Raw genomic sequence first — 21317 nt, 5'->3', positions numbered from 1 at the left:
GGATCCTGCCTGGAGAACGGGCTCATCCCGGGAGTATGGGATGCAGTTCCTGTACGATGGGTAAGCGGTTTTTCGTGTGTACGGCTGTATTTTTGCCGGATGGCGGAACGGTTGCTATAATTTCAGACGAGGATTTTTACCATGATCAATATGACATTTTCCCAGGCTGCCTCGCTTTGCGGCGGCCGTTTATTCCATACAGACGGGACAGCTTCCTTCACCGGCGCCGCATCGGATTCGCGTGCCGTAAAGGAAGGCATGCTTTTGTGCCGCTGATCGGCGCCCGCAGCGACGGCCACGCGTTTGCCAAAGACGTGAAAAAGGCCGGCGCAGCCGGAATGCTGTGGAAAAAGGCCATCCTGGAAAGCCCGAAGATCTGCCGCTCATTGAGGTGGATGATGTCGTCGAAGCCTTTGGAAAAATTGCCCGCGGCTGGCTGATGGAAGTCGATCCGATGGTGGTCGGCGTAACCGGAAGCAACGGAAAAACTTCGACCAAGGATTTCTGCGCCTCCCTTTTGGAACGACGAAGAAAACATGGAAAACGCAGGGCAACCGCAATACGGAAATCGGTCTGCCGCTGACGATCTGTGAAATGCCGATCGATACGGAAGTGCTGATTCTGGAAATGGGCATGGAAAACAAAGGCGAAATCGCCTATTTGTGCACCATCGCGCCGCTCGATATCGCAATTATCGCGTCCATTGGTTCGGCCCATATGGAAAATCTGGGCTCCATTGAAAACATCGCCGCGGCCAAATGCGAAATCCTGAGTTCGCTCAAACCGTTTGGTACGCTGGTCTATAACGCCGCTTCGCCTGAACTCGTTAAAGTCCTCGCTGATCAGCCGCTCGATCCGACCTGGCAGCTGGTCGCCTTTGGAGAGGGCACAGACTTTGCGCCTGAAAATCTGCAGATGACCCGGCACGGCTTTTCCTTTACGCTGCCAAGCCTTGGCAGCGATACCTATGTCGTTCGCTGTGCCAATCCGGTTCAGGCGGACAACGCGACAGCCGCCCTTCTGGCGGCAAGAGCCGGCGAGATTCGAAAGGATCTCTGGTCCAAGGCTATTGAAGAAACTGAGCTGACGCCTATGCGCGGACAGATTCGTCCGTTCGGACAGGCTTCGCTCTTTGACGATACGTATAAATCCAACCCGGAATCCGCAAGAGCCGCGCTCGATGCGCTGATGCAGATTCCCGCCAAAGTCCACGTCGCCGTACTGAGCGACATGCTCGATCTGGGCAGTACGGAGCAGGAACTCCACCGCCAGATCGGCGAATACGCAAGCCAGCTGGGCGTGGACCGGCTTTACACCTGGGGTCCGCTTTCCAAAGCCGTACACGACGGCTTTGACGGATACAAGGTTCATTTTGAAAACAAGATCGACATGATCCGGGCCGTTCGCAAACTGGATCAGCTTGATGCGGCCATTCTGGTCAAAGGCAGCCGAAGCATGCACATGGAAGATGTAATTCAGGGCTGTCTGGAAGGAGAAAACATGAAAAAGATTCGTCTTGGCATTCTTTTTGGAGGACAGAGCAGTGAGTACTCCGTTTCTCTTCATTCCGCGGCTTCCTTTTGCGCTCTCTGAATACAGAACGTTATGAAACGACGCTGATCGGCATTTCCCGCGACGGAAAGTTTTATCGCTACCTGGGCGACGCGTCCGCCATCGAACACGATGAATGGATGGCGCAGGCCCGTCCAATCGCCTGGGTAAACAAAGGCATTTATGACTTTGAGACGAAGGAGACGATCGATCTCGATGTCTGCTTCCCGGTTCTCCACGGCAAAAATGGAGAAGACGGCGCCATCGCCGGCATGCTGCAGATGTTTGATCTGCCCTGCGTCGGCTGCGACATTCTGGGCGCTGCCATCTGCATGGACAAGGAAGTCATGCACCGCCTGTGCGATCAGGCCGGCATTCCGGCTGCAGAATACATCTGCATTAACGAACGCGATCCGCTGCCTTCCTTTGACGAAGTGCGTGCACAGATCGAACTGCCGTGGATCATTAAGCCGTGCAACGCCGGCAGCTCCTATGGCGTAGCGTTCGTGGAAAACGAAGACCAGTACGAAAAGGCAGTAAAAGACGCCTTCAAATACGACGGCCGCGGCAAGATTCTCGTGGAAAAAGCCATTCAGGGCTTTGAAATCGGCTGCGCGGTCATGGGCGATCAGACGCTGTTCGCCGGCGAGATCGATGAAATCGAAATGAAGAGCAAAGTCTTCGATTTCGAAGGCAAGTACGCTATGAAAGATTCCGCCATTTACTGCCCGGCCCGCATTTCGCACGAAAAAGCCGAACAGGCCAGAGAGCTTGCGAAAAAGTGTTCCGTACCCTGTGCTGCCGCGATATGGCGCGCGTGGATATGTTTATTGAAGACACGGGCCGCATTCTGCTCAATGAAGTCAACACCATTCCTGGATTCACCGATACCAGCCGCTATCCGACCATGATGGCCAAAGCCGGACGTCCTTTCACTCAGCTGATCGATGAACTTGTCGATCTGGCGATGGTAAAGAAGCGCGAGGCATAAGGGGCATGAACGAATTCAACCAGACTCTGAATCCAAACGCGGAAACTGCCGCTGCCGATGTACAAGGAAATCCGGAAAACGAAACGCCGGCGTTTGAAGATGCGCGCGCGATCGCCTATGTGAACCATTTTGACTCGCAGGCGTATACAGACATGATCGCGCCGCTGCGCACCTGGGCGGAAATCCGTCTCGATCAGATTGGTCATAACATGGAAGAAGTCCGCCGTCTGTGCGGCAAGACCGACATCATCGGCATTCTCAAAGCCGACGCCTATGGCCATGGCGCCGTTGCCTGCGGTAAGGCGCTCCAGCGAGCGGGCGTGGAGTTTTCGCCGTCGCCTGCATTGACGAAGCCATTGAACTGCGCAAAGCCGGCATCAGCGATCCAATCCTGATTCTTGGCTATACGCCCAATTCCCGCTTTGACGAACTGATCGAATACGATCTGATTCAGTCCGCGCTCTCCAAGGATTTCGCGCACGCGCTTTCCGACTACGGACAGGCGTACGGCACGAAAATGCGCGTACACGTCAAAGCCGATACGGGCATGAACCGCACCGGCCTGCTTTACGAAGCCAATGCCCGGCACTTTAACGACTTCGTAGAAGTCTTTGAACTACCCGGTCTGCAGATTGAAGGCATTTTCTCGCATTTTCCCGTCAGCGATGATCTCGCCTTCGACAGCCGCGAGTTTACCCGTTCGCAGATGAAGCTGTTTGACGAACTGATTTTCCGCCTGCAGGAAAAAGGGTACGATACCGGCGCCAGGCACATTCAGAACTCCTATGGCATTCTCAACTACATGGATGCCGGCTACGACTACTGCCGCCCGGGTCTGCTGTACATGGGCATAACCAGCGATGACGAAGTGCCGATCGCTTCGCAGCCGGACTTTGTTCCGATTCTTTCGCTGAAGACGAAAGTGTCCATGGTCAAGACGATCCCGGATCAGGCGACCGTTTCCTACGGCCGTCACTACACGGCGCACGGGCCGCGTCAGATCGCGTCGCTGGCCATCGGCTACGCGGACGGTCTGTCGAGAGCCTGTTCGAACAAGGGCCTGATGGTGTCCATTCGCGGGCATCTCGTTCCGATTGTCGGCAACATCTGCATGGACCAGTGCATGGTCGATATCACCGGATTTGACGACATCGAAGCCGGCGATACAGCGGTACTGATCGGCCAGGACGGGGATAACGTGCTCAAGGTCGATGAAATCAGCCGCAAGGCCGGAACGATCAACAACGAAACGCTTTCCATTCTGACCCGCCGCGTCAATCGCATCTACTTCGACGAAGACGGAAACCTCGCGTAAAAAGTTAAAAAGAATGGAATGGAATCCAGAAGACGGGATGGACCAGAACAAATGGAATCCAGCCTGAAGCGCAGATGGATTCCAGACTGCACGAAAGAATACTGTATTGAATCCAGACAACAGACCGCCGCTGCGGAAAACGATTCGGTTTCCCGCTTGCGGCGGCTTTTGTGCTTTGATTCGCTTTTCTGCTAAACTGTAAACGGTTTTGGCTTCTTTTTGCCAGACTGAAAACTCTACGTGAAAAACGCGTCGCTTTTCGGACGCGATTACATCCCAATACACACCTATACAGCCGCAGCCTGCCGATTTGACGCCAGGACTTCCGGCTTTGAAAGGAGAGGTCTGTCTTGAAATCAAAATGCGAATATCCGGCGATTGATATCGCAAAATATATTGGCGCTCTGCTGGTGGTCGCTATTCATACGTTCCCGTTTGCGGACATCTCAGAGTCTTTCAACCTGTTTTTTATCGCCACGATCTGCCGCCTGGCAGTCCCGATGTTTTTGTCTGCAGCAGCTTTTTTCTCTTTCAGAAAATCGATCGTACCCCCGGTCATGAAGGGCAGAACCGTCAGGCGCTGATGCATACGCTCAAGCGTCTGGGCATTCTCTATCTCATCTGGACGGTCATTTATTTGCCGTATACGATCTGGAACTACGCGTCCGTCGGCTTTTCCTTCTCGGCCCTGCTTGGCTGGATCCGAGACTTCTTTTTAAACGGTTCCTATTATCATCTGTGGTTTTTGCCGGCGCTGATGCTTGGACTGGCCATTGTGTACTGGCTCTACACGCGCAAGGGCATGCGGGATACGCTCATGATCTGTCTGGCGCTCTATCTGTTTGGCTGGCTGGTCAACTGCTTTGGCCCCATGTGGGAAGGCCTGCCGGTTGTCTCGGTCATTTATGGATTTATCCTGAAGCTTCTCGGTACGGTACGCGATGGTATCTTCTTTGCGCCGATCTTTGTCCTGATCGGACTGGGCGCTTCGAAGCTGCGCCGCATGCGGCTGCAGGCGAGTGCGACAGGCTTTGCGATCTCGTTTGTATGCCTGATACTGGAAGTAACCCTCTATGCCTGGATGGGCGTTCTGACAGATAAAAGCTGCATGTACCTGACGCTGGTACCGGCGATGTATTTTCTGATGCAGATGCTCATCGGCTATCGCCTTCCGTCCAAGCCGGTGTATAAGACGATGCGCAAGGAAGCGACCGGCATTTACGTCAGCCACATTCTGTTTGCCCGCATTCTTCTGCTGCTGATGCCCAATGTGCATCTGGCGGTTTACCTGGGCACGCTGGCCTGCTCGCAGGGTCTGGCGACGCTGATCGTAAGAGGACAGAAAAAGGCAGAGTGGCTGAAATGGCTGGTTTAAATTATGATTAGAATTCATCAGGTAAAATGTGAGGATCCAAAAGAAATTGAATCCCGGCTTCTGAAAAACTGAATATGCCAAAAAGGATCTTTTGAGCTGGTCCGTACATCGCAAAAGCGTGGACGCCAGAGGACAGAGGGTCCTTTTTCCTTTGTGATCGATGCCGAAGTGCGGCACGAAAAGAAATACCTCAAAAACCGCGATGTGACGATCGCACCCGACGAAACGTTCCGTTTTGAAGCGACGGGTACTGAGCCGCTGGCCGGACGGCCGGTCGTTGCGGGCTTTGGGCCGGCGGGTCTCTTCGCAGCGCTGCTTCTGGCGCAGTACGGGTACAAGCCGATTATTATTGAACGCGGCGCGCCGATTGAAGAGCGGCAGAAGGATGTCGAACGCTTCTGGAAAGAAGGCGTTCTCGATCCGGAAAGCAACGTGCAGTTTGGCATGGGCGGCGCCGGCGCCTTTTCCGACGGCAAGCTGACGACCCGCTCCAAGGATCTGCGCACGCGAAAAATCTTTGACGAACTCGTCCGCTTGGGCGCAAACAAAAATATCCTGTACGAGCAGCATCCTCATGTCGGTACCGACGGCTTTGTTTCGATTTTAAAAACGCCCGGGCGGAAATTGAATCGCTGGGCGGAACGTTCCTGTTCCATACCCGGCTGGCCGGCCTTGGCCTGGAAACATCGGGGCCGGATGGTCACGATAACCTGCAGTCCATTACCCTGAAGGGATCCGGTATTGAAAACGCCCGCGCAATTTTAAAGGAGAAGGGTCTGGAGAATCTGATTGTGTCTTCGGATTTGAACGACTCGAACGAAAAAGAGGACTTCCTGCAGATTCGCTGCATGGCGCTGATTGCGGCGATCGGCCATTCGGCTGGCGATACGCTGCGGATGCTGGCGAAAAGCCATGTGCAGATGGAAAACAAGCCGTTTGCGATCGGCGTGCGCATCGAACACGATCAGAAATTTATTGATCAGGCCATGCTGAAAGATCACGCGACGGATCCGCTGCTCATTCCGGCCCGCTATCAGGTAACCGCCAAAACTTCGACGGGAAAAGGCGTCTACAGCTTCTGCATGTGTCCGGGCGGCTACGTAATTGCGGCATCGAGCACGCCGGAAACGGTTGTTGTCAACGGAATGAGCTATCATGATCGAGGCGGCAAAAATGCCAACGCGGCTCTTCTTGTACAAGTCGATGAAACCGACACCGGATCGGATCTGTTCGCCGGTCTCGACTATCAGGAACAGCTCGAAAAGGCGGCCTGGAAACTGTCGAACAGCTACCGGGCGCCGGTTCAGCTCGCTTCCGATTTTGTACAGGGAAACGTCTCGGACCATTTTGAAGGCGTGCTGCCCACGTATCCCTTAGGGACCGTGTTTACGGATTTTCAGACGCTGCTTCCGGCACCGATCGCTTCCTCTTTAAAAGAAGCGCTGCTGTCCTTTGAAGAAAAATTCCGGGATTTCTGGACGGTGCACTGTTAACGGGTGTGGAAACCCGTTCAAGCAGTGCCATTCGCGTATTCCGGGATAAGGAAAGCCTGCTTTCAAGCGTATACGGTCTGTATCCCTGCGGGGAAGGCGCCGGCTATTCCGGCGGCATTATGACCTCCGCGCTCGATGGTCTGCGCTGTGCCATGGCCCTGATGGAGCGTTTTGACAATTCTTCAAAATCCCCTATACAATGAGAAAAACCATGACTTTGCTGCTGCCCGAACGATCCATTCGACGCTATCTGGATCTGGATATCCGCCAGCTGAAAAAGACGGAATCCGGATTTTGTTCGTCGACATCGACAATACAATTTCCGCATACGGCGATACGAAAATTTCCAACGAAGCCGCGGCATTTCTGCGCCGCGTGCGCCACTCTGGCATTGAACCCGTGCTGCTGACCAACAACACGAAAAAGCACGTCGAAGACGTGCTGGGCGGCCGGCCCGCGGGCGAACTGCTGACGTTCTGCCTGAAACCGCTGCCCCATAAAGTGCATCGCTTTTTAAAAAGCGGAGCGTCAGGGCCAGTCAGGCCGCCATTGTCGGCGATCAGCTGTATACCGATATGCTTTGCGGGCGAATTTCGGGCATGCATACCATTTTATGCGGCAGACTGTCCGAGACGGAACGCAAGGATACTTCGATCATGCGGGCCCTCGAAAATGCTGCCTACACGTATTACGAAAAGAAACACAAAATAGATCGGAGGGACGGATATGTCCGAATACTGTAAAGGGTGCGGCGTAAAGCTCCAGAATGAAGACCCCAAAGCCTTAGGCTATACGCCATCCCTGGACGCCGATTACTGCCAGCGCTGCTACCGCCTTCGCCACTACGGCGATGTGACGATTAACATGCAGCAGGGCATCGCGGCGGAAGAGACCCTGAAAAAGTCAATGAACTCGACGGCATCGTATTCTGGACCGTCGATCTGTTCAATCTCGAAAGCAATCTGATCAGCCGCCTCAACCAGCGGATTCCCGGCAAGCCCGTGGTCATGGTTCTGACCAAGCGGGACGTGCTGCCCGTTACGCTGAGCGACGAAAAGATTAAAAGCTACGTTTCGCGCCGCCTGAAAGAAGAAAACATTCAGGTGGAAGACATTCTGATTGCCGGCTACATGACCAAAGGCTCAGAAAAAGCGAAGAAATTCTCGAAACGATTTCCCAGACGGCCGACCGCCTGGGCGAAAAGAAAAACGTTATCTTCATGGGACTCGCCAACTCCGGCAAGTCCACTCTGGTCAACCGCCTGCTCCACAGCAGGGAACTGACCATTTCCCGCAACCCGGGAACCACCCTCGACGTGATTTCCCGTCCCTGGCGCGATCGAATTCTGTACGATACGCCGGGTCTGGAAAATCCAAAGTCGTATCTGGCGTGGCTGCCGGCGGACATGCTCAAAAGCGTGATCCCCGTCAAGCCGATCAAGCCCTACATCTGCCAGATTTTTGAAGATCAGTCCTTTGCAGCCGGCGGACTGGCGCGCATGGACGTGGTCTGCTCGAAAAAGGCCAGCATTGTCGGCTACTTCTCCCCGGGCGTGCCTATTCACCGCGGCAAGAAAAGCGATGCCGACCGTCTGTGGAACGAGCATCTGATGGAGATGCTTTCGCCGGCCATCGATCACTCGATGGAAACGATGCAGGCATGGCATGCGCCAAAGCTCAAACCCGGTCAGAAAATGGATGTAGTCATCCAGGGACTGGGATGGTTCTGCGTATCGGGGACATTTCCTCGATCACGGTTTACGCCCACAAGGGCATTCAGATTACATTTCGAAAGGCGATGATTTAAATGTTAAGCGCACAGAACAAAAAGAAACTCAGAACGCTGGCGATGAATCTCCCCAGCATGATCCAGATTGGAAAAGGAAACCTTTCAGAAGCGCTCTTTGAAAGCCTTTCTAACGATCTGGAAGCCCACGAACTCGTCAAGGTGACGATGCAGAAGACGGCCGCGATTTCGGTCCGCGAGGCGGCGATTGAATGCGCCAGCCAGACCGGAAGCGATATCGTACAGATTATCGGCCGCACCTTTACGCTTTACCGCAGAAATCCGGATAAGAAGACGGGGATTCTCTGATGAAAAAAGTTGCTCTGTTAGGCGGATCGTTTGATCCCGTACACAATGGCCATATTGCCATGGCCAATGCAGCATTAGAGCAGCTTGGCGCGGATGAAGTCTGGTTCGTTCCCGCGCGGATTTCCCCTTTAAAAGACCGGGTACTCACCGATCCGGTCCATCGACTCAACATGCTTCGGCTGGCCTGCCAGCAGAACGAACACTTTCGCATCAGCGACGTGGAGTTCAAGCGCAACGGCACCAGCTATACGATCGATACGATCCGAACGCTGAAAAAGCAGTTTGACGATATTGAATTTTACTGGCTGATCGGCGCCGATCAGGCCGCTCAGTTTGAAGAATGGAAAGACTGGCAGCAGCTGCTTAAGGAAGCGCACTTTGTGGTCGCCGACCGCCAGCAGCAGCTCGACTTGCTGAAAAAGGACTACGGAATGATCCGTCTGTCCATGGAACCGGTCGACGTATCTTCTTCGCAGATTCGTACGGGATTTCGTCTGAATCTCATGCCCGAGAGCGTACGTCAGTACTGCCTCGATCACGAACTGTATCTGCCGGCCTGGATCCAGCCGCAGATGGATCCGGCGCGCTTTGCCCATTCCTGCAGCGTCGCCAGACTTTGCCGGGAGCTTGCCAGAGCCCATCATCTCGATGAGCACAAGGCGTGGCTGATCGGACTCTTTCATGACATCGCCAAGGATCTTCCTAAGGAAGAACAGGCCAAATGGGTCAAGGCAGCGTTTCCGCCCTCCGCCCTGCAGGAACACCACGCCATCTGGCACGGCTATGCCGGCAGTGAAATTGTGTGGCGCATTTACGGCCTGTACGATCCGGTGATTCGCAACGCAATTTCCAATCATGTCAAAGGCACGAGCTATGATCCTTACGCGATGATCGTGTTTGTCAGCGACAAGCTCGACTACGCTGCGCGGCTACGATTCCAGCGCCCTCTATCATGCCTGCCTGCATGATCTGTATAATGGTTTCCTGCTGGTCAAAGCAGAAAACAAAGCCTATCTCGAAAAGGAGAGACAAAAAATGGACGTACTTGATCTTGTACTCAAGGCAATCAGCGAGAAAAAAGGAACCGATATCGAAGTGTACGATACCCGCACCATGACACCGTTCATGGATACGATGGTCATCGCTTCGGCCGGCAACCTCAAACAGAATCTTGCCATTGCTCAGAATATTAAGGACCGGCTGTTCGAAGCCGGCTGGAAAGGCGAAGTCCGCATGGAAGGCGGCCAGGAATCCAAATGGATTCTGGTGGACCTCAAGGATATCGTCATCCACCTCTTTACCGGCGAGGAAAGAAAGCTGTATTCGCTTGATCGCCTGTATGAGGAATGCCCTGTTACCCGTTACGAATAACGACACCTGGCCGCCTTGCCTGCAGGGCGGCTTTTGTAAAGACACATTTACCATGAAGCAAAGTTCGATCCGGCTTTGCAGACAGGGGAGGCGCTGATGCGTTTGAAGCATTCGATGCGTTTGATGGGTACGATGGATTTGACGCATTCGATGCGCTCAATGCCTGTCCTGACTCCCTGTTTCCTGCAGAATCGGATCTTAAACAGAAGGCGGTACGACTATGGCAATTTATGAAACACTTGGCCGATACTATGACGCCCTCGTCAAGGACGATCAGGCGGCCGACCAGTGGGTGGACTGGATCGAATCGTTCCATCCCGGCAAAACGGTTCTGGAACCAGCCTGCGGCAGCGGGGAAATTACCGAGCGACTGGCCAAGCAGCACGATGTGACGGCGCTCGATCTTTCCCAGAACATGATCGATGCCGCAAAAGCCAAACCCGGCAGCGAAAATATCACCTTTTACAGGGCGATATGCGCGATCTGTCCGGCCTGTCCAGGTTTGATATGATCGGCTGCTTTTGCGATTCGTTCAACTATCTTGAAGACAAGGACGAAGTGCGCGCGTTTTTAAAAGAAGTGCGGGCGCATCTGAACGAGGGCGGTCTGTTTCTTTTGACAGCCATTCGCTCTGCCGTCTCGATGAGTTTGCCGAAGAATACGAAGAAGCCGGCGAATTTGATGACGGCGTGCAGGTACAGTGGGTGATCACGGCGCAGGACGATAAAATTTATCAGGACTTCGCCTTCTACTTTGACGATCGCACTGTCGAAGAACATCACATGCAGACGGTCTTCTCCGACACGGATTTAAAAGAGATGCTCGAAGAAGACTTTGAAATTCTCCAGTTTTCCGGCGACTTTAACGAAGCCCCGCTCGAGGACTGCGAAAAGTATTTCATCGCCTGCAAAGCCAGACCGGCTAAGTAACACCAGTCAGATTCGACGTATACGATAAAGCCATGCGTCTCGCAATTTTTATGGAAGAGGCCGCCGGCTTTATCCCCGAGGCAGAAGCGCTATAAAGTCTTCTGCGAAGCAAGGAGGAAAAACATGCTTGGATTTATCGCAGCCATGCCCCAGGAGCAGAAGGCGATTACCGATCAGATGACGGATGTGGAAGTCCGCACAATTGCGGAAGCTGCCTTTACAAAGGCCATCTGGCCGATGAAGAAATCGTTGTCGCGCTTTCCGGCGTCGGAAAAGTCGCCGCGGCTATTGCTTCGACGCTGCTTTGCGAAAACTATCATCCCGATGCTCTGCTTTCGATCGGCGTAGCGGGCGGCCTGAAAGAAGGCCAGCACGTCGGCGAACTCGTTTTCTCGGATTATGCCATTCAGGCCGATTACGATACGTCGGCAATCGATGGAAAAGACGGAATCGGCAAAGTGTTCACCGCATCCAGAGACCTGCTCGAACGCGCCGAAGCCGCCGCAAAAGAAGCGGGACTGACGTATACCACAGGCTCTGTGGCGACGCAGGATCTGTTCATGGCGTATGAAGATGACTTCAAAAGCTGTTTTCCCGCTTTCCGCAGAGTGCGTGCAGCGAAATGGAAGGCGGCGCGATCGCGCAGGTCGCCAGCCAGTTTGGTCTGCCGTTTCTGATCATCCGCACGCTCAGCGACATTGTCGGTCACAACGACAACCCGGTAGAGTTCAGCTCGTTTGTGGAATCGTCCTCGCAGGCTGCGGGACGCTTTGTCAAAATGTTCTGCACCCGATAAGCAGACGGAAATGCAATAGAAATACAGAAGAAAAGCATCGGATCTTTCTCGATCGCCGGCCGATCGAAGAAATCCGGTGCTTTTGTGTTTCCTGCGTTCAAACGATATAAGCGGCCCTCAGAAGGCTTCCTGCCTTCTTACTTGAAAAAGGAAGAGAAGAGATCGCCGACCAGACTGCCCGCAAAGTTGCCGGCGGCCCGTTTGGCGGTGGAATTGTCGGAGCCAAGAATGCCGCGGCTGATGGATTTGCCTACGCTTCTCCCGATGCTTCGTGCAGAAGAACGGGCGGCTTTTTCACCGACTTTTCCAGAGAAGAAGATGAATTGCGCGAAGAAGAGGAACGATTCTGTCCGCGCCGGGTCTGGCTGCGGGCAGGACGGTCGTCTTCGTAATTTTCATACTCGTCTTCGTCAGCGCGACGGGTATTCGTGCGATTGGATTTCGAACGGGAGGAGGAAGAAGCACGAGTATCTGCTTCTTTTGGTCTGCTTCTTTCTGCCGCTTCTGCTCTTCAAGCGCTTCATAGGCGCTGTAGGCACCAAAGGCTTTAGCGTAGTGGTCGTACATCGGATCCCGGCTTTCCACAAGCTGGATTTGCGAGGGTGTGAGAGCCTGGAAAGAAGAGTGGGGCGGAAGAACGGTTACTTTTTCGACCGGCATCGGGGCACCGTCTTCATCGAGGAAGGAGACGAGCGCTTCGCCGGTTTTGAGCGCGGACAGTTCGCTTAGCGTATCGAGACGGGGATTGGGCCGAAAACCGGCTGCCGCCGATTTGAGCTTTTTCTGATCCGCCGGCGTATAGGCGTGGAGAGCGTGCTGAATGCGGTTCTGCAGCTGGGAAAGAATGTCTTCATCGAGATCCGACGGATTCTGGGTGATGAAAAGAGACTGACGCCTTTGGAGCGGATCAGACGAACAACCTGCGCAATCTTGTCGCGCAGCGCTTTTGGCGTATCTTCAAATAACATGTGCGCTTCATCAAAGAAGAAGACCAGCTTCGGCTTGTCGACTTCGCCGACTTCGGGAAGCGTTTCGTACAGCTCAGAAAGCATCCATAACAGAAACGTCGAGTAAAGAAAAGGATTTTGTCCAAGGCGGGACGCTTCCAGAATGTTGATCGTGCCCTGACTGCCGTTGAGCGTCAGCCAGTCGGTGATGTTCAGATCCGGCTGGTTGAAAAAGAGATCGCCGCCCTGATTTTCCAGTTCCAGCAAAGCCCGTACGATCGCCCCGGCTGAAGCCGAAGAAATGGTGCCGTACTGCGCCTGCAGTTCCTTGCGCTCGTCCATGATCAGAGAAGCCATCGCGCGGAGATCTTTCAGATCGATCAGCTGCCAGCCGCGATCGTCCGCGATTTTGAAAATGATGTTGAGTACGCCGGTTTGGGCGGGCGTAAGCGAAAGCAGACGGGAGAGCAGAAGCGGTCCCAGATCGGAAATCTTGGTGCGCAGCGGAATGCCGTTTTCGCCAAAGACGTCCCAGAAGCGGACGGGATAGCCGCAAAACGCGAACGATTCTGGATCGATGCCGCAGCTTTTCAGACGCGCGTCGATTTTTCATTTCGCTCTCCCGGCATGGCCAGGGAACTGACGTCGCCTTTCATGTCGACGAGAAAAACAGGGACGCCCAGATCGGAAAAGCTTTCCGCGAGCACTTTAAGGGTAACGGTCTTGCCCGTTCCCGTTGCGCCGGCGATCAGGCCGTGCCGGCAGGCTTTGGAAGGAAGGAGTCCATAGAGACCGTCGGCGTTTGCGCCGACGGGAAGAATTTGCGATGTCGTCATACTGATGTGGCCCTCCAGACGGGGCCGTCTCCTTTCAAAGGACAGTGCCTTTTTCTTCATTATACGAAAGCCAGGAACGATCCCCGAAAGCGCAGCGCACCTTTTGCGCCAGGCGCGCATACCGTTTTGGAGGGCGATCGGAAAGGAAGAATAGAGGTCAGGGGATCCGTTATCCAATTGATACAGAAGTCGATATAATGGAAGCCATGAGTAAGCAAAGAGGATCGGCGAGGGCGGCAGCTTCGTCGAAACAGAAGAAACCGTCCGTCAAGAAGAAAGGACCGGCGGCGCAGAAAAAGGCACGTACGGCTGGCCAATGACGGCCGCTCTTTTGCGGTGCTCTTTTGATGATCATCTGCCTGTGGGCGCTGTTTATCAGCGGACCGTCCCGCCTTTACGATGAGCAGATCGCCCAGGTGCAGGCGCGAATTGAAGAACAGGTGCCTCATGTCGAGGGCCTGACGGAAAACAAATTCGCTTTTGTCACCTGGCAGGGCTATACCGATCAGAAGCTGTACTGGTTTGACGCTCAGGGCGGCATCATTACGGAGCGGGATCTGTCCACGCTCAATTACGAAGCGGCGCGCGAAAAAGCGCGCAGCTCTTACGACATGGATCCGGAAACGGTCACGCTCGCGTACGGCTATTCGGCACCGGTGTATCAGCTGCAGTCCGGCGAACAGATCCTCATGCTCGATTACGACACCCTGGACTGGGTATATGAAAGGAACCTGGTACATGCTCAACCGTGAAGACTGGTACGCCCCTGGTTTAACCGTACCGCCTGGATTTTTGAAAATATTGATGCCCTTTCGCTCGAACCCAATGAAATTCTGACGCTGCTGGCGATCAACTACCTGCAGGAAACGAATCAGCCGGTCATCGCCGAACAGCTGGCTCTGAAAACTGGACTCGATCCGGAAGCGATTGACGAAGCGATGTCTTCGCTGTCCGACAAGGGGTGCATGACGATCGATACCCGAAACAAGCAGCTGACGATCATGCTCGACTGCCTGCTCGATCAGGCGCCGGCTGCCGGTCATCCGCTTGAAAAGACGCTGCTGTCCAGCGTGCAGGCGGAATTTGGCCGGACGCTTTCCGCCTCCGAACTCGAACGGCTCAGTCAGCTTTGCGACACGTACGAACAGTCGACAATTTTGCATGCGCTCGATGAGGCGGCTGTCTACAATAAGCGCTCGATTGCGTACATGGAAGCGCTGCTGGTCAACTGGAAAGCCAAGGGCTTAAGCGCCCAGGATATTGAAGAGGGAAGACGATGAAACCGGAAGAAATTCTGGATCAGATTGAAATTCTGTTCCCAAATGCCAAATGCGAACTGCTGCACGAAACGCCGTTTCAGCTGCTGGTCGCCGTCGTGCTGTCGGCCCAGACAACGGATGCGGGAGTAAACCGCGTCACGCCGACGCTCTTTTCCCGCTGGCCCGATTCGGCTTCGCTGGCCAAGGCGGATGTGCAGGAGGTCGCCGACACCATTCGCAGCATTGGTCTTTATCCGACCAAATCCAAAAACATCGTGGAACTCGCCCAGAAGATCGAAGAAGAGTTTCACGGCGAAGTGCCGTCCACGTTCAAGGAACTGCAGTCGCTGCCTGGCGTCGGCCGCAAGACGGCTAACGTAGTCCGTTCCGTCGCTTTCGACATTCCATCGATGGCCGTCGATACCCATGTGGAGCGGGTTTCCAAGCGTCTGGGTCTGGCCAAGTTTGACGATGATCCGCTTAAGGTCGAAGAAAAGCTGCGCCGCAAGCTGCCGCGCGAGCGCTGGAATCAGGCCCATCACGACCTCATCTTTTTCGGCCGCTATTTTTGTACGGCCCGATTCCCCAAATGCGAAAAGTGCCCGTTTGCCTCGTTTTGTAAACGGGAAAAGTTTGATCTTTACAAGGCACAGAAAATTGATCCCGACTTTGTGGCCAAGGGTGTCCGGCCAAAACGCAAAGCGTCCAAATAATTTCCAGACACACTATTGAATCCATTGACGGCTTCTTCAACAATCTTTCCGACGGTTTGAAGAAGCCGCTTTTTCTGCCTGCCCGTCTTTCAGGCGGGCGGTTTTCACCGGGAGAAAAGCGTGACGGAATGCGGAAAATAACATGATTTACACTCTATTCCACATCATTATGGAATATTTTTAATCTTTACTCCCACTCTGGCGTGTGATTATCCTTTCTTCAGATCGATCGCGGACTGCAGACGCGAAAACGGCCGGTCCAAACGGCCGGATCCAGACAAGAAGAAAGGAAAAACGAAATGTTTCAAGCGTTATTCAAGTCGTCCCGGGCTTTTTATGCGCTTTGAGTCTGTGCTGCGGCCTCTCGAGTGCCGCCGTGCAGAAGACCGATCCGCCGGACATTCCTGCGCTGACGATGCAGACGAATGAAGGCGGCAGCCTGAGGGCTGTATTGGAAAGTGAACCGATCGAATGTCCTCCCGGCCAGAAAACAGAGACCGATCTGAAAGGCGCAAAGACTCTCGAAATCGAAGCCGAAAGCCAGCCGGGCTATGTCATCGAACGACTCGAAATCAATGATGTCCCACAAAGGGATGCGATGCAGAAAGCGTCCTGGAAGAAAATCGTCCCTGTCGAAACGCCGATGGTTATCCGGGCGCGTTTTGAAAAAGAAGAAATCGGCAGAGCCAGAGCGGATCAGGCAGACGTAGAGGCTTCACAGATCTCCGATCGCTCAAGCGGGGATGCCTCCTCCAGCTCTTCTCTCGCATCGTCTTCGGAAAACGAGAGCGATCGCGAAACGGAGCAGAAGGAATCCGATCCGTCCAAAGACGGGGCAAACCCAGAAGAAAACGAAGCCAGTCCTTCTGCTTCACCGGCAGAAAGACGCGCCGCAAAGCCAAAAGCGTCCGGTCTGGTCGTCGAAGGCTATCGCGCCCTGTCCGTTCGGGTAGGCACTGCCACCGAAAACAACGGACTCTGGCTGCTCTCGAATGGAAAATGGGCGTTTTGCGGCAACTGGCAAAACGGCATGCCCTTGCGGGGCGATTCGGCGAGTGCTCCTGTAGAAGTCGATAACCCCGCTTTGCGCAAAGTTCTGTATTACGCGTATAACGGTCCGGCGAACATTCTGATCGCCAAAGGCTATTCCGAAGAAGCGCAGATCGTCATCACCGATGATCTGGTTTCGGAAGCTCTCGGCAACGGATCGTTTTCGCACAATATCGCTCTGGAGGGCAGCTGGATTCCCGTCGTTTCAAAACTCTGGGAAGAAATTCAGGCCAAACCCGATCCGACCTTTTACAAAGCCTATATGGTCACCGTCGCTGGACAGTATCTCAACTGGAACGGCCATTGGATGCCCAAGCAGCCGCTGCTGTATGGAGAGGGCGAGCCGCCCAAAGAACCGACGCACTGCTGGTTGTGGATGGAAAAAGGCACCACGATGCCCCAGATTACGGTGTCCAACTCCAAGCGCTATTCGTTTGAGGGGCGGAATTTGGCGTCTACCAGGGCCTGACGCCCGATGAATCCAAACGGGTGGGAACGCTGATCAGTCAGGCCAATGGCGAAACGAATACGCTCGATCTGGAAGAAGGCTGGTACTGCATCAAGGAACTCAAAGCGCCGCCAAACTATCAGCTCTCCTCCGAAATCCGGACGGTGCATCTCGAAAACGGCAAGACCGTCAAGGAATCGGGAAATGACACGTACTTCCAGGACACGCCGGACTACTTTGTCCCCGGTCTGATTTTGAAAAAGCAGCACAGCCGGACTCAGTCTTCCACACCGTCGAAAAGTCTGGCCGGGGCGCAGTTTCAAATCGAGTATTACCGGGACGTCAATGTGAAAGTCAAACCCGGAAAGAAGCCCGTGCCGGCGTATTCGTGGATTTATCAGACCGACAGCCAGGGGCGTCTCAAAATGGACGATTCGCATTTTGTCAGCGGCGATGAGATTTTCAAAACCGCCGATGGAACGCACGTGCTGCCCGTTGGCTGCGTACTGATCCGCGAAATCAAAGCGCCCGACGGCTACTTTCTCAATCCGGAAGAAAAGGGTATCGTCCTCGATGACACCGCCATCGACCCGTTTGAAAATCCGCTTATTTTCGAAGAGACGCCCATCGACACCATTCTGTTCAAATACGACCGGCAGACCAATGCGCCTTTAGCCGGCGTCGAATTCCGTCTTGGAAAACCGGATGGAACCGAAGAAATTTTAAAAACGGACGAAAACGGCGAAATCGCCTTTTCCTATGCGACCGATGGAACGTACACGATTCAGGAAGTGCAGCCGCTGCAGGGGTATCAGGCAGCCGCCAATGTGCTGACAGTCATCGTTGAAGGCGAACGCGTTCAGATCCAGGGTCTGGAGGATGGGCAGCGCCATGAAAACGGCCGCCTGTCCATTCCAAACGATTCAGGCGGCGCAAAACTGAAAATTCAAAAAGTCGACGAAAACAATGAGCCGCTGCAGGGCGCCGAATTTACTTTGTACGGCGAAGATCGCCAGAGTGTCCTTCAGAAAAAGAGAGCGGCGAAAACGGCGAAATTCATTTTGAAATCGAAGCGGACGGTCTGTATTACATCGCCGAAACGAAAGCGCCTGAAGGCTATCGGATGAAAACGGACGAAACGGGAAATCCGCTGCTTCATGCGATTCGATTTGCGCGCGATTCGCAGGGCAATTTGCAGATTACAGTCGATTACAAAGGCGAATCCGCCTGGCCAGAAGGCTGGAGTCTGCAGAAGGACGAAAACGGCCTTCCCGTTCTGAAATGGACAGTTTCCAATGCGAAACAGCTCCTTCTGCCCCAGAGCGGAAGTCAGGAGGCGCTGCTTTTTAGCGGCATGGCCGTTACGTTGTGTACTGTCGGGCTGCTTATGCGGACGCCCGCATTTAAGCAAAGAGAGAAGAAGAAAACGGAAAGAGGGGAACAAACGGATGAGTCACAAAGACGATGGCCGCAGGCGCTGGCTTTAAGCGCCGTCCTGGGACTGAGCGGCATGACGGCTATGTATACGCCGCTTCTGGTCCATCCAGTTCTGGCGGCGCAGACGTGCACCATTACGCTGCACCCGGGAAATACCGGATCGCTGGCGGGACGCAAGTTTGAACTGTATCGCCTGATGGATGCTCAGGAAGCCGAAGATGGAAGTTCCATTCACTACACGATCAACCCGTTATGCAAGCCGGCGCTCGTTCGAACGATCTGCGATCGAAAAGGCATTGCGCTCCAGGACATGACGGACCAGCAGATCCTGGACGAAGTCGAAACGTATCGCACGATTGTCGGCCAGCCGGAAGGCGTTCAGTCCGATTTCCGGCAGTTTGTTGAAAGTCTGCGTCCCAATCTGATGCAGTATGCCAATCCGGAAAAGCGGGTAACGATTACGCAGGCGGACGTATCCGCGGCGGACGGATCGTATGTGTTCAAAAATCTTAAGCCGGGCTGGTATCTGCTCAATGAAGCCGACATCCCCTCAAGCGCGCAGACTCATCAGGCCGCTTCGCTTTGCGTGGTGGATACGTGGACGAAAAACATGGACGTGCAGCTGAAAGGAAGCGTGCCGCAGCTGATCAAGAAAATTGAAGAAGACGATCAGAATGTCGGCTGGAACGATATCGGCGATTACCAGGGCGGGCAGAACATTCCGTATCGCATCGATGTCGCCGTGCCGTCGATGGAGGAATACGATACGTACTTCATGAAAATCCACGATGTGATGGACGCCGGTCTGACTCTGCATCCGGATTCCATTCGCTGCAGCTTTGTGGAAGGCAGCCAGATCAAAACCATTCCCGCCGGTCAGTATCGGGTCGAAACCGGAACGGAAGGCGAAACGTTTGCGGTTTGTTTTGACGACGTGAAGGGGCTGGTAAATTCCATTCTGCCCAAATTCGATGCTGCAGGAAATCACGTGTACGGCCAGACGCTGCGCATCGAATTTGAAGGCGAATTCAATGAAAACGCCTTTACCAGCGGCGAAGGCATGACCGCGCAGGAAAACGATGCGCGTCTGGAGTATTCCAGTGATCCGCGTGCGGACGGGCAGGAAAGCACAACTTCACCCCATGGGATACCGTTGTCAGCTATTCCTATGCGCTGAAGGCGACAAAGATCAATGACGCCGACAAGCCGCTTAAGGATGCAGCCTTCCGCCTGTATGAAGACGAAGCGTGCACCCGGGAAATTCTGCTTCGACCAGCGAAAGACGGCTATTTTGTTATGAACGAAAACGCAATTGCGCAAAATCCGGATCTGAAAAAGCAGGCGGTCGAAATGGTCACCGGCGCCGACGGGATTTTCCGCATTTACGGACTGGATCAGGGCAGCGTCTATTTGAAGGAAACGCGCGCGCCGCAAGGCTATCGCGGACTGTCGAAACCCGTTCAGCTCGATGTGCTTCCGACGTTTACCAATCAGCGCGATGAATACACAGCCGGCGATAAGGATCTCGATCGCAAAACCCTGAATACGCTCGAAGCCAGAGCGGTCATTACCAACCATGTGCTCGGCCAGGACGAACGCGTGGAAAAAGTACTCGAAACGTCAATCCATCCTTTGGCCCTCTATATGGATGTGGTCAACCGGACGTCTCTCGTTCTGCCTCTGAGCGGATCGAGTACAGCGCTGGTTTCTTTCGGCGCGAGCGGCCTGCTCGTTATCGGCGGACTGAGTCTGGGTCTGGCCAGCCGCCGCAAATCCAAAGCGGAAGACGAAATGGAAAACGCTGAATCTGGAAAACAAAAAATCGAAAGAAAGGTCCGAAGCAATGAAAAAGCGCGGCCAGAGAGCGGGTCGTAAAAGAACATCCGAAAGACGCTTTCCTCCTTCTGATCGTTCTGGGTCTTGGCTTCAGCATGCTGCCGGCGCTTTCTTTTTCCTGGACGAAGGCGGCGCAGGAAGACAGTGTGCGCTCCATGCTCCAGACACCGCAGAAGAGCGATGTTCAAAAACTCGAGGCGATCGATCAGAACGCCAGGCGCTACAATCAGGCACTTGCGCAGGATCTGGACGGGGCTTTTCCTTCCCGGGAGCAGGACGGCTATGAAGAACAGCTCGACTGGAACGGCAATTCGATCATGGGTTCGATTTCCATTCCCAAAATCGGGGTCCATCTGCCGATTTATCCCAGAGCCAGTGCGCAGAGCATGGCCAGCGGAGCCGGACATGTGGAATGGTCTTCGCTGCCCTGCGGCGGGAAAGGCAGTCATTGCCTGCTTTCTTCGCACCGGGGCATGGCGAGCGCGATGCTGTTTACGCGCCTGGATGAGCTGGAAGAAGGGGATCTGTTTCTGATCGAAAATCCGCTCGAGACGCTTGCCTATCGCGTCTGCGACATTCAGGTAGTGGAACCGTCCAAAACGGAGAAGCTGAAAATCGATCCGGAGGAAGATCGGGTGACGCTCATTACGTGTACGCCCTTTGGCATCAATTCACACCGTCTTTTAGTAAGCGGGATGCGCACGGAATATACCCAGGATATGGAAGAAGAGCGTCAGAGCGCTTCGCCGATGCTTTCGGTTTCTTCGCCGGTTTCCCGGCTGTTTCTGCTCGTGCCGGCTGCCCTGTTCGGTCTGGTCGGACTCGTTTTTCTGGCGCGCTTTTTCGCTCATAGGAAAAGACGCTGAATGCCTGCCT

31 protein-coding genes and 3 pseudogenes are annotated in these 21317 nt (G+C 54.2%); 33 read left to right on the top strand and 1 reads right to left on the bottom strand.

The genetic code is table 11. The features are described from left to right. Positions 1-141: 141 nt before the first annotated feature. From KWG61_RS15680 to KWG61_RS15675, 25 genes and pseudogenes are all read left to right on the top strand, one after another. On the top strand, positions 142-276 hold the full coding sequence (locus tag KWG61_RS15680) for a hypothetical protein (protein WP_256460729.1): 135 nt from the start codon (positions 142-144) through the stop codon (positions 274-276). Then, positions 267-440: a hypothetical protein gene (locus tag KWG61_RS00815; protein ID WP_242744649.1), complete on the top strand. Its 174-nt coding sequence runs from the start codon at positions 267-269 to the stop codon at positions 438-440. The genes KWG61_RS15680 and KWG61_RS00815 overlap by 10 nt, the downstream gene beginning before the upstream one ends. Beyond that, the gene (locus KWG61_RS00810; protein WP_242744648.1) at positions 392-583 is read left to right on the top strand and encodes a Mur ligase family protein; all 192 of its coding nucleotides are present in this window, start codon (positions 392-394) and stop codon (positions 581-583) included. Before KWG61_RS00815 ends, KWG61_RS00810 begins: the two co-directional genes overlap by 49 nt. Next, positions 505-1593: a Mur ligase family protein gene (locus KWG61_RS00805; protein WP_367614298.1), complete on the top strand. Its 1089-nt coding sequence runs from the start codon at positions 505-507 to the stop codon at positions 1591-1593. The genes KWG61_RS00810 and KWG61_RS00805 overlap by 79 nt, the downstream gene beginning before the upstream one ends. After that, positions 1581-2542 (top strand): annotated as a pseudogene (locus KWG61_RS00800) (D-alanine--D-alanine ligase family protein). The gene KWG61_RS00805 and the pseudogene KWG61_RS00800 overlap by 13 nt, the downstream one beginning before the upstream one ends. 5 nt (positions 2543-2547) lie before the next feature. Beyond that, positions 2548-3857, top strand: a pseudogene (gene alr / locus KWG61_RS00795) (alanine racemase). 350 nt (positions 3858-4207) lie between these two features. Beyond that, positions 4208-4441 (top strand): hypothetical protein, encoded by a 234-nt coding sequence (locus KWG61_RS00790; RefSeq protein WP_242744647.1) that lies wholly within the window; start codon positions 4208-4210, stop codon positions 4439-4441. Continuing rightward, the gene (locus KWG61_RS00785; protein ID WP_367614297.1) at positions 4339-5232 is read left to right on the top strand and encodes an acyltransferase family protein; all 894 of its coding nucleotides are present in this window, start codon (positions 4339-4341) and stop codon (positions 5230-5232) included. Before KWG61_RS00790 ends, KWG61_RS00785 begins: the two co-directional genes overlap by 103 nt. 153 nt (positions 5233-5385) lie before the next feature. Beyond that, positions 5386-5961 (top strand): hypothetical protein, encoded by a 576-nt coding sequence (locus KWG61_RS00780; RefSeq protein ID WP_242744646.1) that lies wholly within the window; start codon positions 5386-5388, stop codon positions 5959-5961. A 62-nt stretch (positions 5962-6023) separates the two neighbouring features. Continuing rightward, positions 6024-6725 carry an NAD(P)/FAD-dependent oxidoreductase gene (locus tag KWG61_RS00775; protein ID WP_242744645.1) on the top strand — a complete coding sequence of 234 codons (702 nt, stop codon included), beginning with the start codon at positions 6024-6026 and terminating at the stop codon, positions 6723-6725. Positions 6726-6730: 5 nt separating this feature from the next. After that, the gene (locus tag KWG61_RS00770) at positions 6731-6928 is read left to right on the top strand and encodes a hypothetical protein (protein WP_242744644.1); all 198 of its coding nucleotides are present in this window, start codon (positions 6731-6733) and stop codon (positions 6926-6928) included. Positions 6929-7273: 345 nt separating this feature from the next. Continuing rightward, complete coding sequence (locus KWG61_RS16815) at positions 7274-7468, top strand: HAD hydrolase-like protein (RefSeq protein WP_367614296.1); 195 nt, start codon at positions 7274-7276, stop codon at positions 7466-7468. Beyond that, positions 7452-7691: a hypothetical protein gene (locus KWG61_RS00760; RefSeq protein WP_242744642.1), complete on the top strand. Its 240-nt coding sequence runs from the start codon at positions 7452-7454 to the stop codon at positions 7689-7691. Before KWG61_RS16815 ends, KWG61_RS00760 begins: the two co-directional genes overlap by 17 nt. Positions 7692-7732: 41 nt before the next feature. Continuing rightward, positions 7733-8008, top strand: coding sequence for a hypothetical protein (locus KWG61_RS00755; RefSeq protein WP_242744641.1), 276 nt, complete (start codon positions 7733-7735; stop codon positions 8006-8008). Continuing rightward, positions 7945-8526 carry a GTPase gene (locus KWG61_RS00750; protein ID WP_242744640.1) on the top strand — a complete coding sequence of 194 codons (582 nt, stop codon included), beginning with the start codon at positions 7945-7947 and terminating at the stop codon, positions 8524-8526. The genes KWG61_RS00755 and KWG61_RS00750 overlap by 64 nt, the downstream gene beginning before the upstream one ends. Positions 8527-8531: 5 nt before the next feature. Continuing rightward, on the top strand, positions 8532-8819 hold the full coding sequence (locus tag KWG61_RS00745) for a YhbY family RNA-binding protein (protein ID WP_230267152.1): 288 nt from the start codon (positions 8532-8534) through the stop codon (positions 8817-8819). Beyond that, on the top strand, positions 8819-9787 hold the full coding sequence (nadD, locus tag KWG61_RS00740; RefSeq protein ID WP_242744639.1) for a nicotinate (nicotinamide) nucleotide adenylyltransferase: 969 nt from the start codon (positions 8819-8821) through the stop codon (positions 9785-9787). Before KWG61_RS00745 ends, nadD begins: the two co-directional genes overlap by 1 nt. Further along, positions 9717-10190: a ribosome silencing factor gene (gene rsfS / locus KWG61_RS00735; RefSeq protein WP_242744638.1), complete on the top strand. Its 474-nt coding sequence runs from the start codon at positions 9717-9719 to the stop codon at positions 10188-10190. The genes nadD and rsfS overlap by 71 nt, the downstream gene beginning before the upstream one ends. Positions 10191-10286: 96 nt before the next feature. Further along, positions 10287-10424, top strand: a complete 138-nt coding sequence (locus KWG61_RS16810) for a CRISPR-associated DxTHG motif protein (RefSeq protein WP_367614232.1) — start codon at positions 10287-10289, stop codon at positions 10422-10424. Further along, positions 10411-10701 (top strand): bifunctional 2-polyprenyl-6-hydroxyphenol methylase/3-demethylubiquinol 3-O-methyltransferase UbiG, encoded by a 291-nt coding sequence (locus KWG61_RS00730; protein WP_242744637.1) that lies wholly within the window; start codon positions 10411-10413, stop codon positions 10699-10701. Before KWG61_RS16810 ends, KWG61_RS00730 begins: the two co-directional genes overlap by 14 nt. Then, positions 10698-10898, top strand: a complete 201-nt coding sequence (locus tag KWG61_RS00725) for an L-histidine N(alpha)-methyltransferase (RefSeq protein ID WP_242744636.1) — start codon at positions 10698-10700, stop codon at positions 10896-10898. Before KWG61_RS00730 ends, KWG61_RS00725 begins: the two co-directional genes overlap by 4 nt. Further along, positions 10880-11119, top strand: a complete 240-nt coding sequence (locus KWG61_RS00720; protein ID WP_242744635.1) for a hypothetical protein — start codon at positions 10880-10882, stop codon at positions 11117-11119. Before KWG61_RS00725 ends, KWG61_RS00720 begins: the two co-directional genes overlap by 19 nt. Before the next feature lie 123 nt (positions 11120-11242). Continuing rightward, positions 11243-11467, top strand: a complete 225-nt coding sequence (locus KWG61_RS00715) for a hypothetical protein (protein ID WP_242744634.1) — start codon at positions 11243-11245, stop codon at positions 11465-11467. Continuing rightward, complete coding sequence (locus KWG61_RS16805) at positions 11365-11796, top strand: hypothetical protein (protein ID WP_367614295.1); 432 nt, start codon at positions 11365-11367, stop codon at positions 11794-11796. Before KWG61_RS00715 ends, KWG61_RS16805 begins: the two co-directional genes overlap by 103 nt. Further along, a complete protein-coding gene (locus tag KWG61_RS15675; RefSeq protein WP_256460819.1) occupies positions 11706-11915 on the top strand; it encodes a hypothetical protein in 210 nt (69 codons plus the stop codon). The genes KWG61_RS16805 and KWG61_RS15675 overlap by 91 nt, the downstream gene beginning before the upstream one ends. Positions 11916-12209: 294 nt before the next feature. On the opposite strand, the pseudogene KWG61_RS00705 reads toward KWG61_RS15675, so the two are convergent. Beyond that, positions 12210-13698 (bottom strand): annotated as a pseudogene (locus KWG61_RS00705) (helicase HerA-like domain-containing protein). Between the two features lie 344 nt (positions 13699-14042). Here KWG61_RS00705 and KWG61_RS00700 point away from each other — a divergent pair. The 8 genes from KWG61_RS00700 to KWG61_RS00665 all read left to right on the top strand — a co-directional run bounded on the left by KWG61_RS00700 (position 14043) and on the right by KWG61_RS00665 (position 21307). Further along, positions 14043-14450 (top strand): hypothetical protein, encoded by a 408-nt coding sequence (locus KWG61_RS00700; protein WP_242744633.1) that lies wholly within the window; start codon positions 14043-14045, stop codon positions 14448-14450. A gap of 186 nt (positions 14451-14636) precedes the next feature. Further along, positions 14637-14978 (top strand): DnaD domain-containing protein, encoded by a 342-nt coding sequence (locus KWG61_RS00695; protein WP_242744632.1) that lies wholly within the window; start codon positions 14637-14639, stop codon positions 14976-14978. After that, on the top strand, positions 14975-15670 hold the full coding sequence (gene nth, locus KWG61_RS00690; RefSeq protein ID WP_230267160.1) for an endonuclease III: 696 nt from the start codon (positions 14975-14977) through the stop codon (positions 15668-15670). The genes KWG61_RS00695 and nth overlap by 4 nt, the downstream gene beginning before the upstream one ends. A gap of 376 nt (positions 15671-16046) precedes the next feature. Continuing rightward, a complete protein-coding gene (locus KWG61_RS00685) occupies positions 16047-17189 on the top strand; it encodes a hypothetical protein (protein WP_242744631.1) in 1143 nt (380 codons plus the stop codon). A gap of 20 nt (positions 17190-17209) precedes the next feature. Then, the gene (locus KWG61_RS00680; protein ID WP_242744630.1) at positions 17210-18295 is read left to right on the top strand and encodes a collagen binding domain-containing protein; all 1086 of its coding nucleotides are present in this window, start codon (positions 17210-17212) and stop codon (positions 18293-18295) included. Continuing rightward, on the top strand, positions 18223-19782 hold the full coding sequence (locus KWG61_RS00675) for an isopeptide-forming domain-containing fimbrial protein (protein ID WP_367614294.1): 1560 nt from the start codon (positions 18223-18225) through the stop codon (positions 19780-19782). Before KWG61_RS00680 ends, KWG61_RS00675 begins: the two co-directional genes overlap by 73 nt. Beyond that, complete coding sequence (locus tag KWG61_RS00670) at positions 19779-20480, top strand: prealbumin-like fold domain-containing protein (protein WP_367614293.1); 702 nt, start codon at positions 19779-19781, stop codon at positions 20478-20480. The genes KWG61_RS00675 and KWG61_RS00670 overlap by 4 nt, the downstream gene beginning before the upstream one ends. A 29-nt stretch (positions 20481-20509) precedes the next feature. Beyond that, entirely contained in the window at positions 20510-21307 is a 798-nt protein-coding gene (locus KWG61_RS00665; protein WP_367614292.1) for a class C sortase, read from the top strand. Positions 21308-21317 lie beyond the last annotated feature (10 nt).

It is taken from the genome of Allobaculum sp. Allo2, from assembly GCF_022701175.1.
In the GTDB taxonomy this organism is placed as follows: domain Bacteria; phylum Bacillota_I; class Bacilli_A; order Erysipelotrichales; family Erysipelotrichaceae; genus Allobaculum; species Allobaculum fili.
Note: the sequence above shows the minus strand (reverse complement) of the source record. Positions and strands in the feature narration are given on the sequence as shown.

Bases quoted from the DNA above. Each gene is read 5' to 3' on its own strand.
- KWG61_RS15680 (WP_256460729.1), top strand. From the start codon at position 142: ATGATCAATATGACATTTTCCCAGGCTGCCTCGCTTTGCGGCGGCCGT.
- KWG61_RS00760 (WP_242744642.1), top strand. From the start codon at position 7,452: ATGTCCGAATACTGTAAAGGGTGCGGCGTAAAGCTCCAGAATGAAGAC.
- KWG61_RS00755 (WP_242744641.1), top strand. From the start codon at position 7,733: ATGGTTCTGACCAAGCGGGACGTGCTGCCCGTTACGCTGAGCGACGAA.
- KWG61_RS00750 (WP_242744640.1), top strand. From the start codon at position 7,945: ATGGGACTCGCCAACTCCGGCAAGTCCACTCTGGTCAACCGCCTGCTC.
- KWG61_RS00745 (WP_230267152.1), top strand. From the start codon at position 8,532: ATGTTAAGCGCACAGAACAAAAAGAAACTCAGAACGCTGGCGATGAAT.
- nadD (WP_242744639.1), top strand. From the start codon at position 8,819: ATGAAAAAAGTTGCTCTGTTAGGCGGATCGTTTGATCCCGTACACAAT.
- KWG61_RS16810 (WP_367614232.1), top strand. From the start codon at position 10,287: ATGCGTTTGAAGCATTCGATGCGTTTGATGGGTACGATGGATTTGACG.
- KWG61_RS00730 (WP_242744637.1), top strand. From the start codon at position 10,411: ATGGCAATTTATGAAACACTTGGCCGATACTATGACGCCCTCGTCAAG.
- KWG61_RS00725 (WP_242744636.1), top strand. From the start codon at position 10,698: ATGATCGGCTGCTTTTGCGATTCGTTCAACTATCTTGAAGACAAGGAC.
- KWG61_RS00715 (WP_242744634.1), top strand. From the start codon at position 11,243: ATGCTTGGATTTATCGCAGCCATGCCCCAGGAGCAGAAGGCGATTACC.
- KWG61_RS00695 (WP_242744632.1), top strand. From the start codon at position 14,637: ATGTCTTCGCTGTCCGACAAGGGGTGCATGACGATCGATACCCGAAAC.
- nth (WP_230267160.1), top strand. From the start codon at position 14,975: ATGAAACCGGAAGAAATTCTGGATCAGATTGAAATTCTGTTCCCAAAT.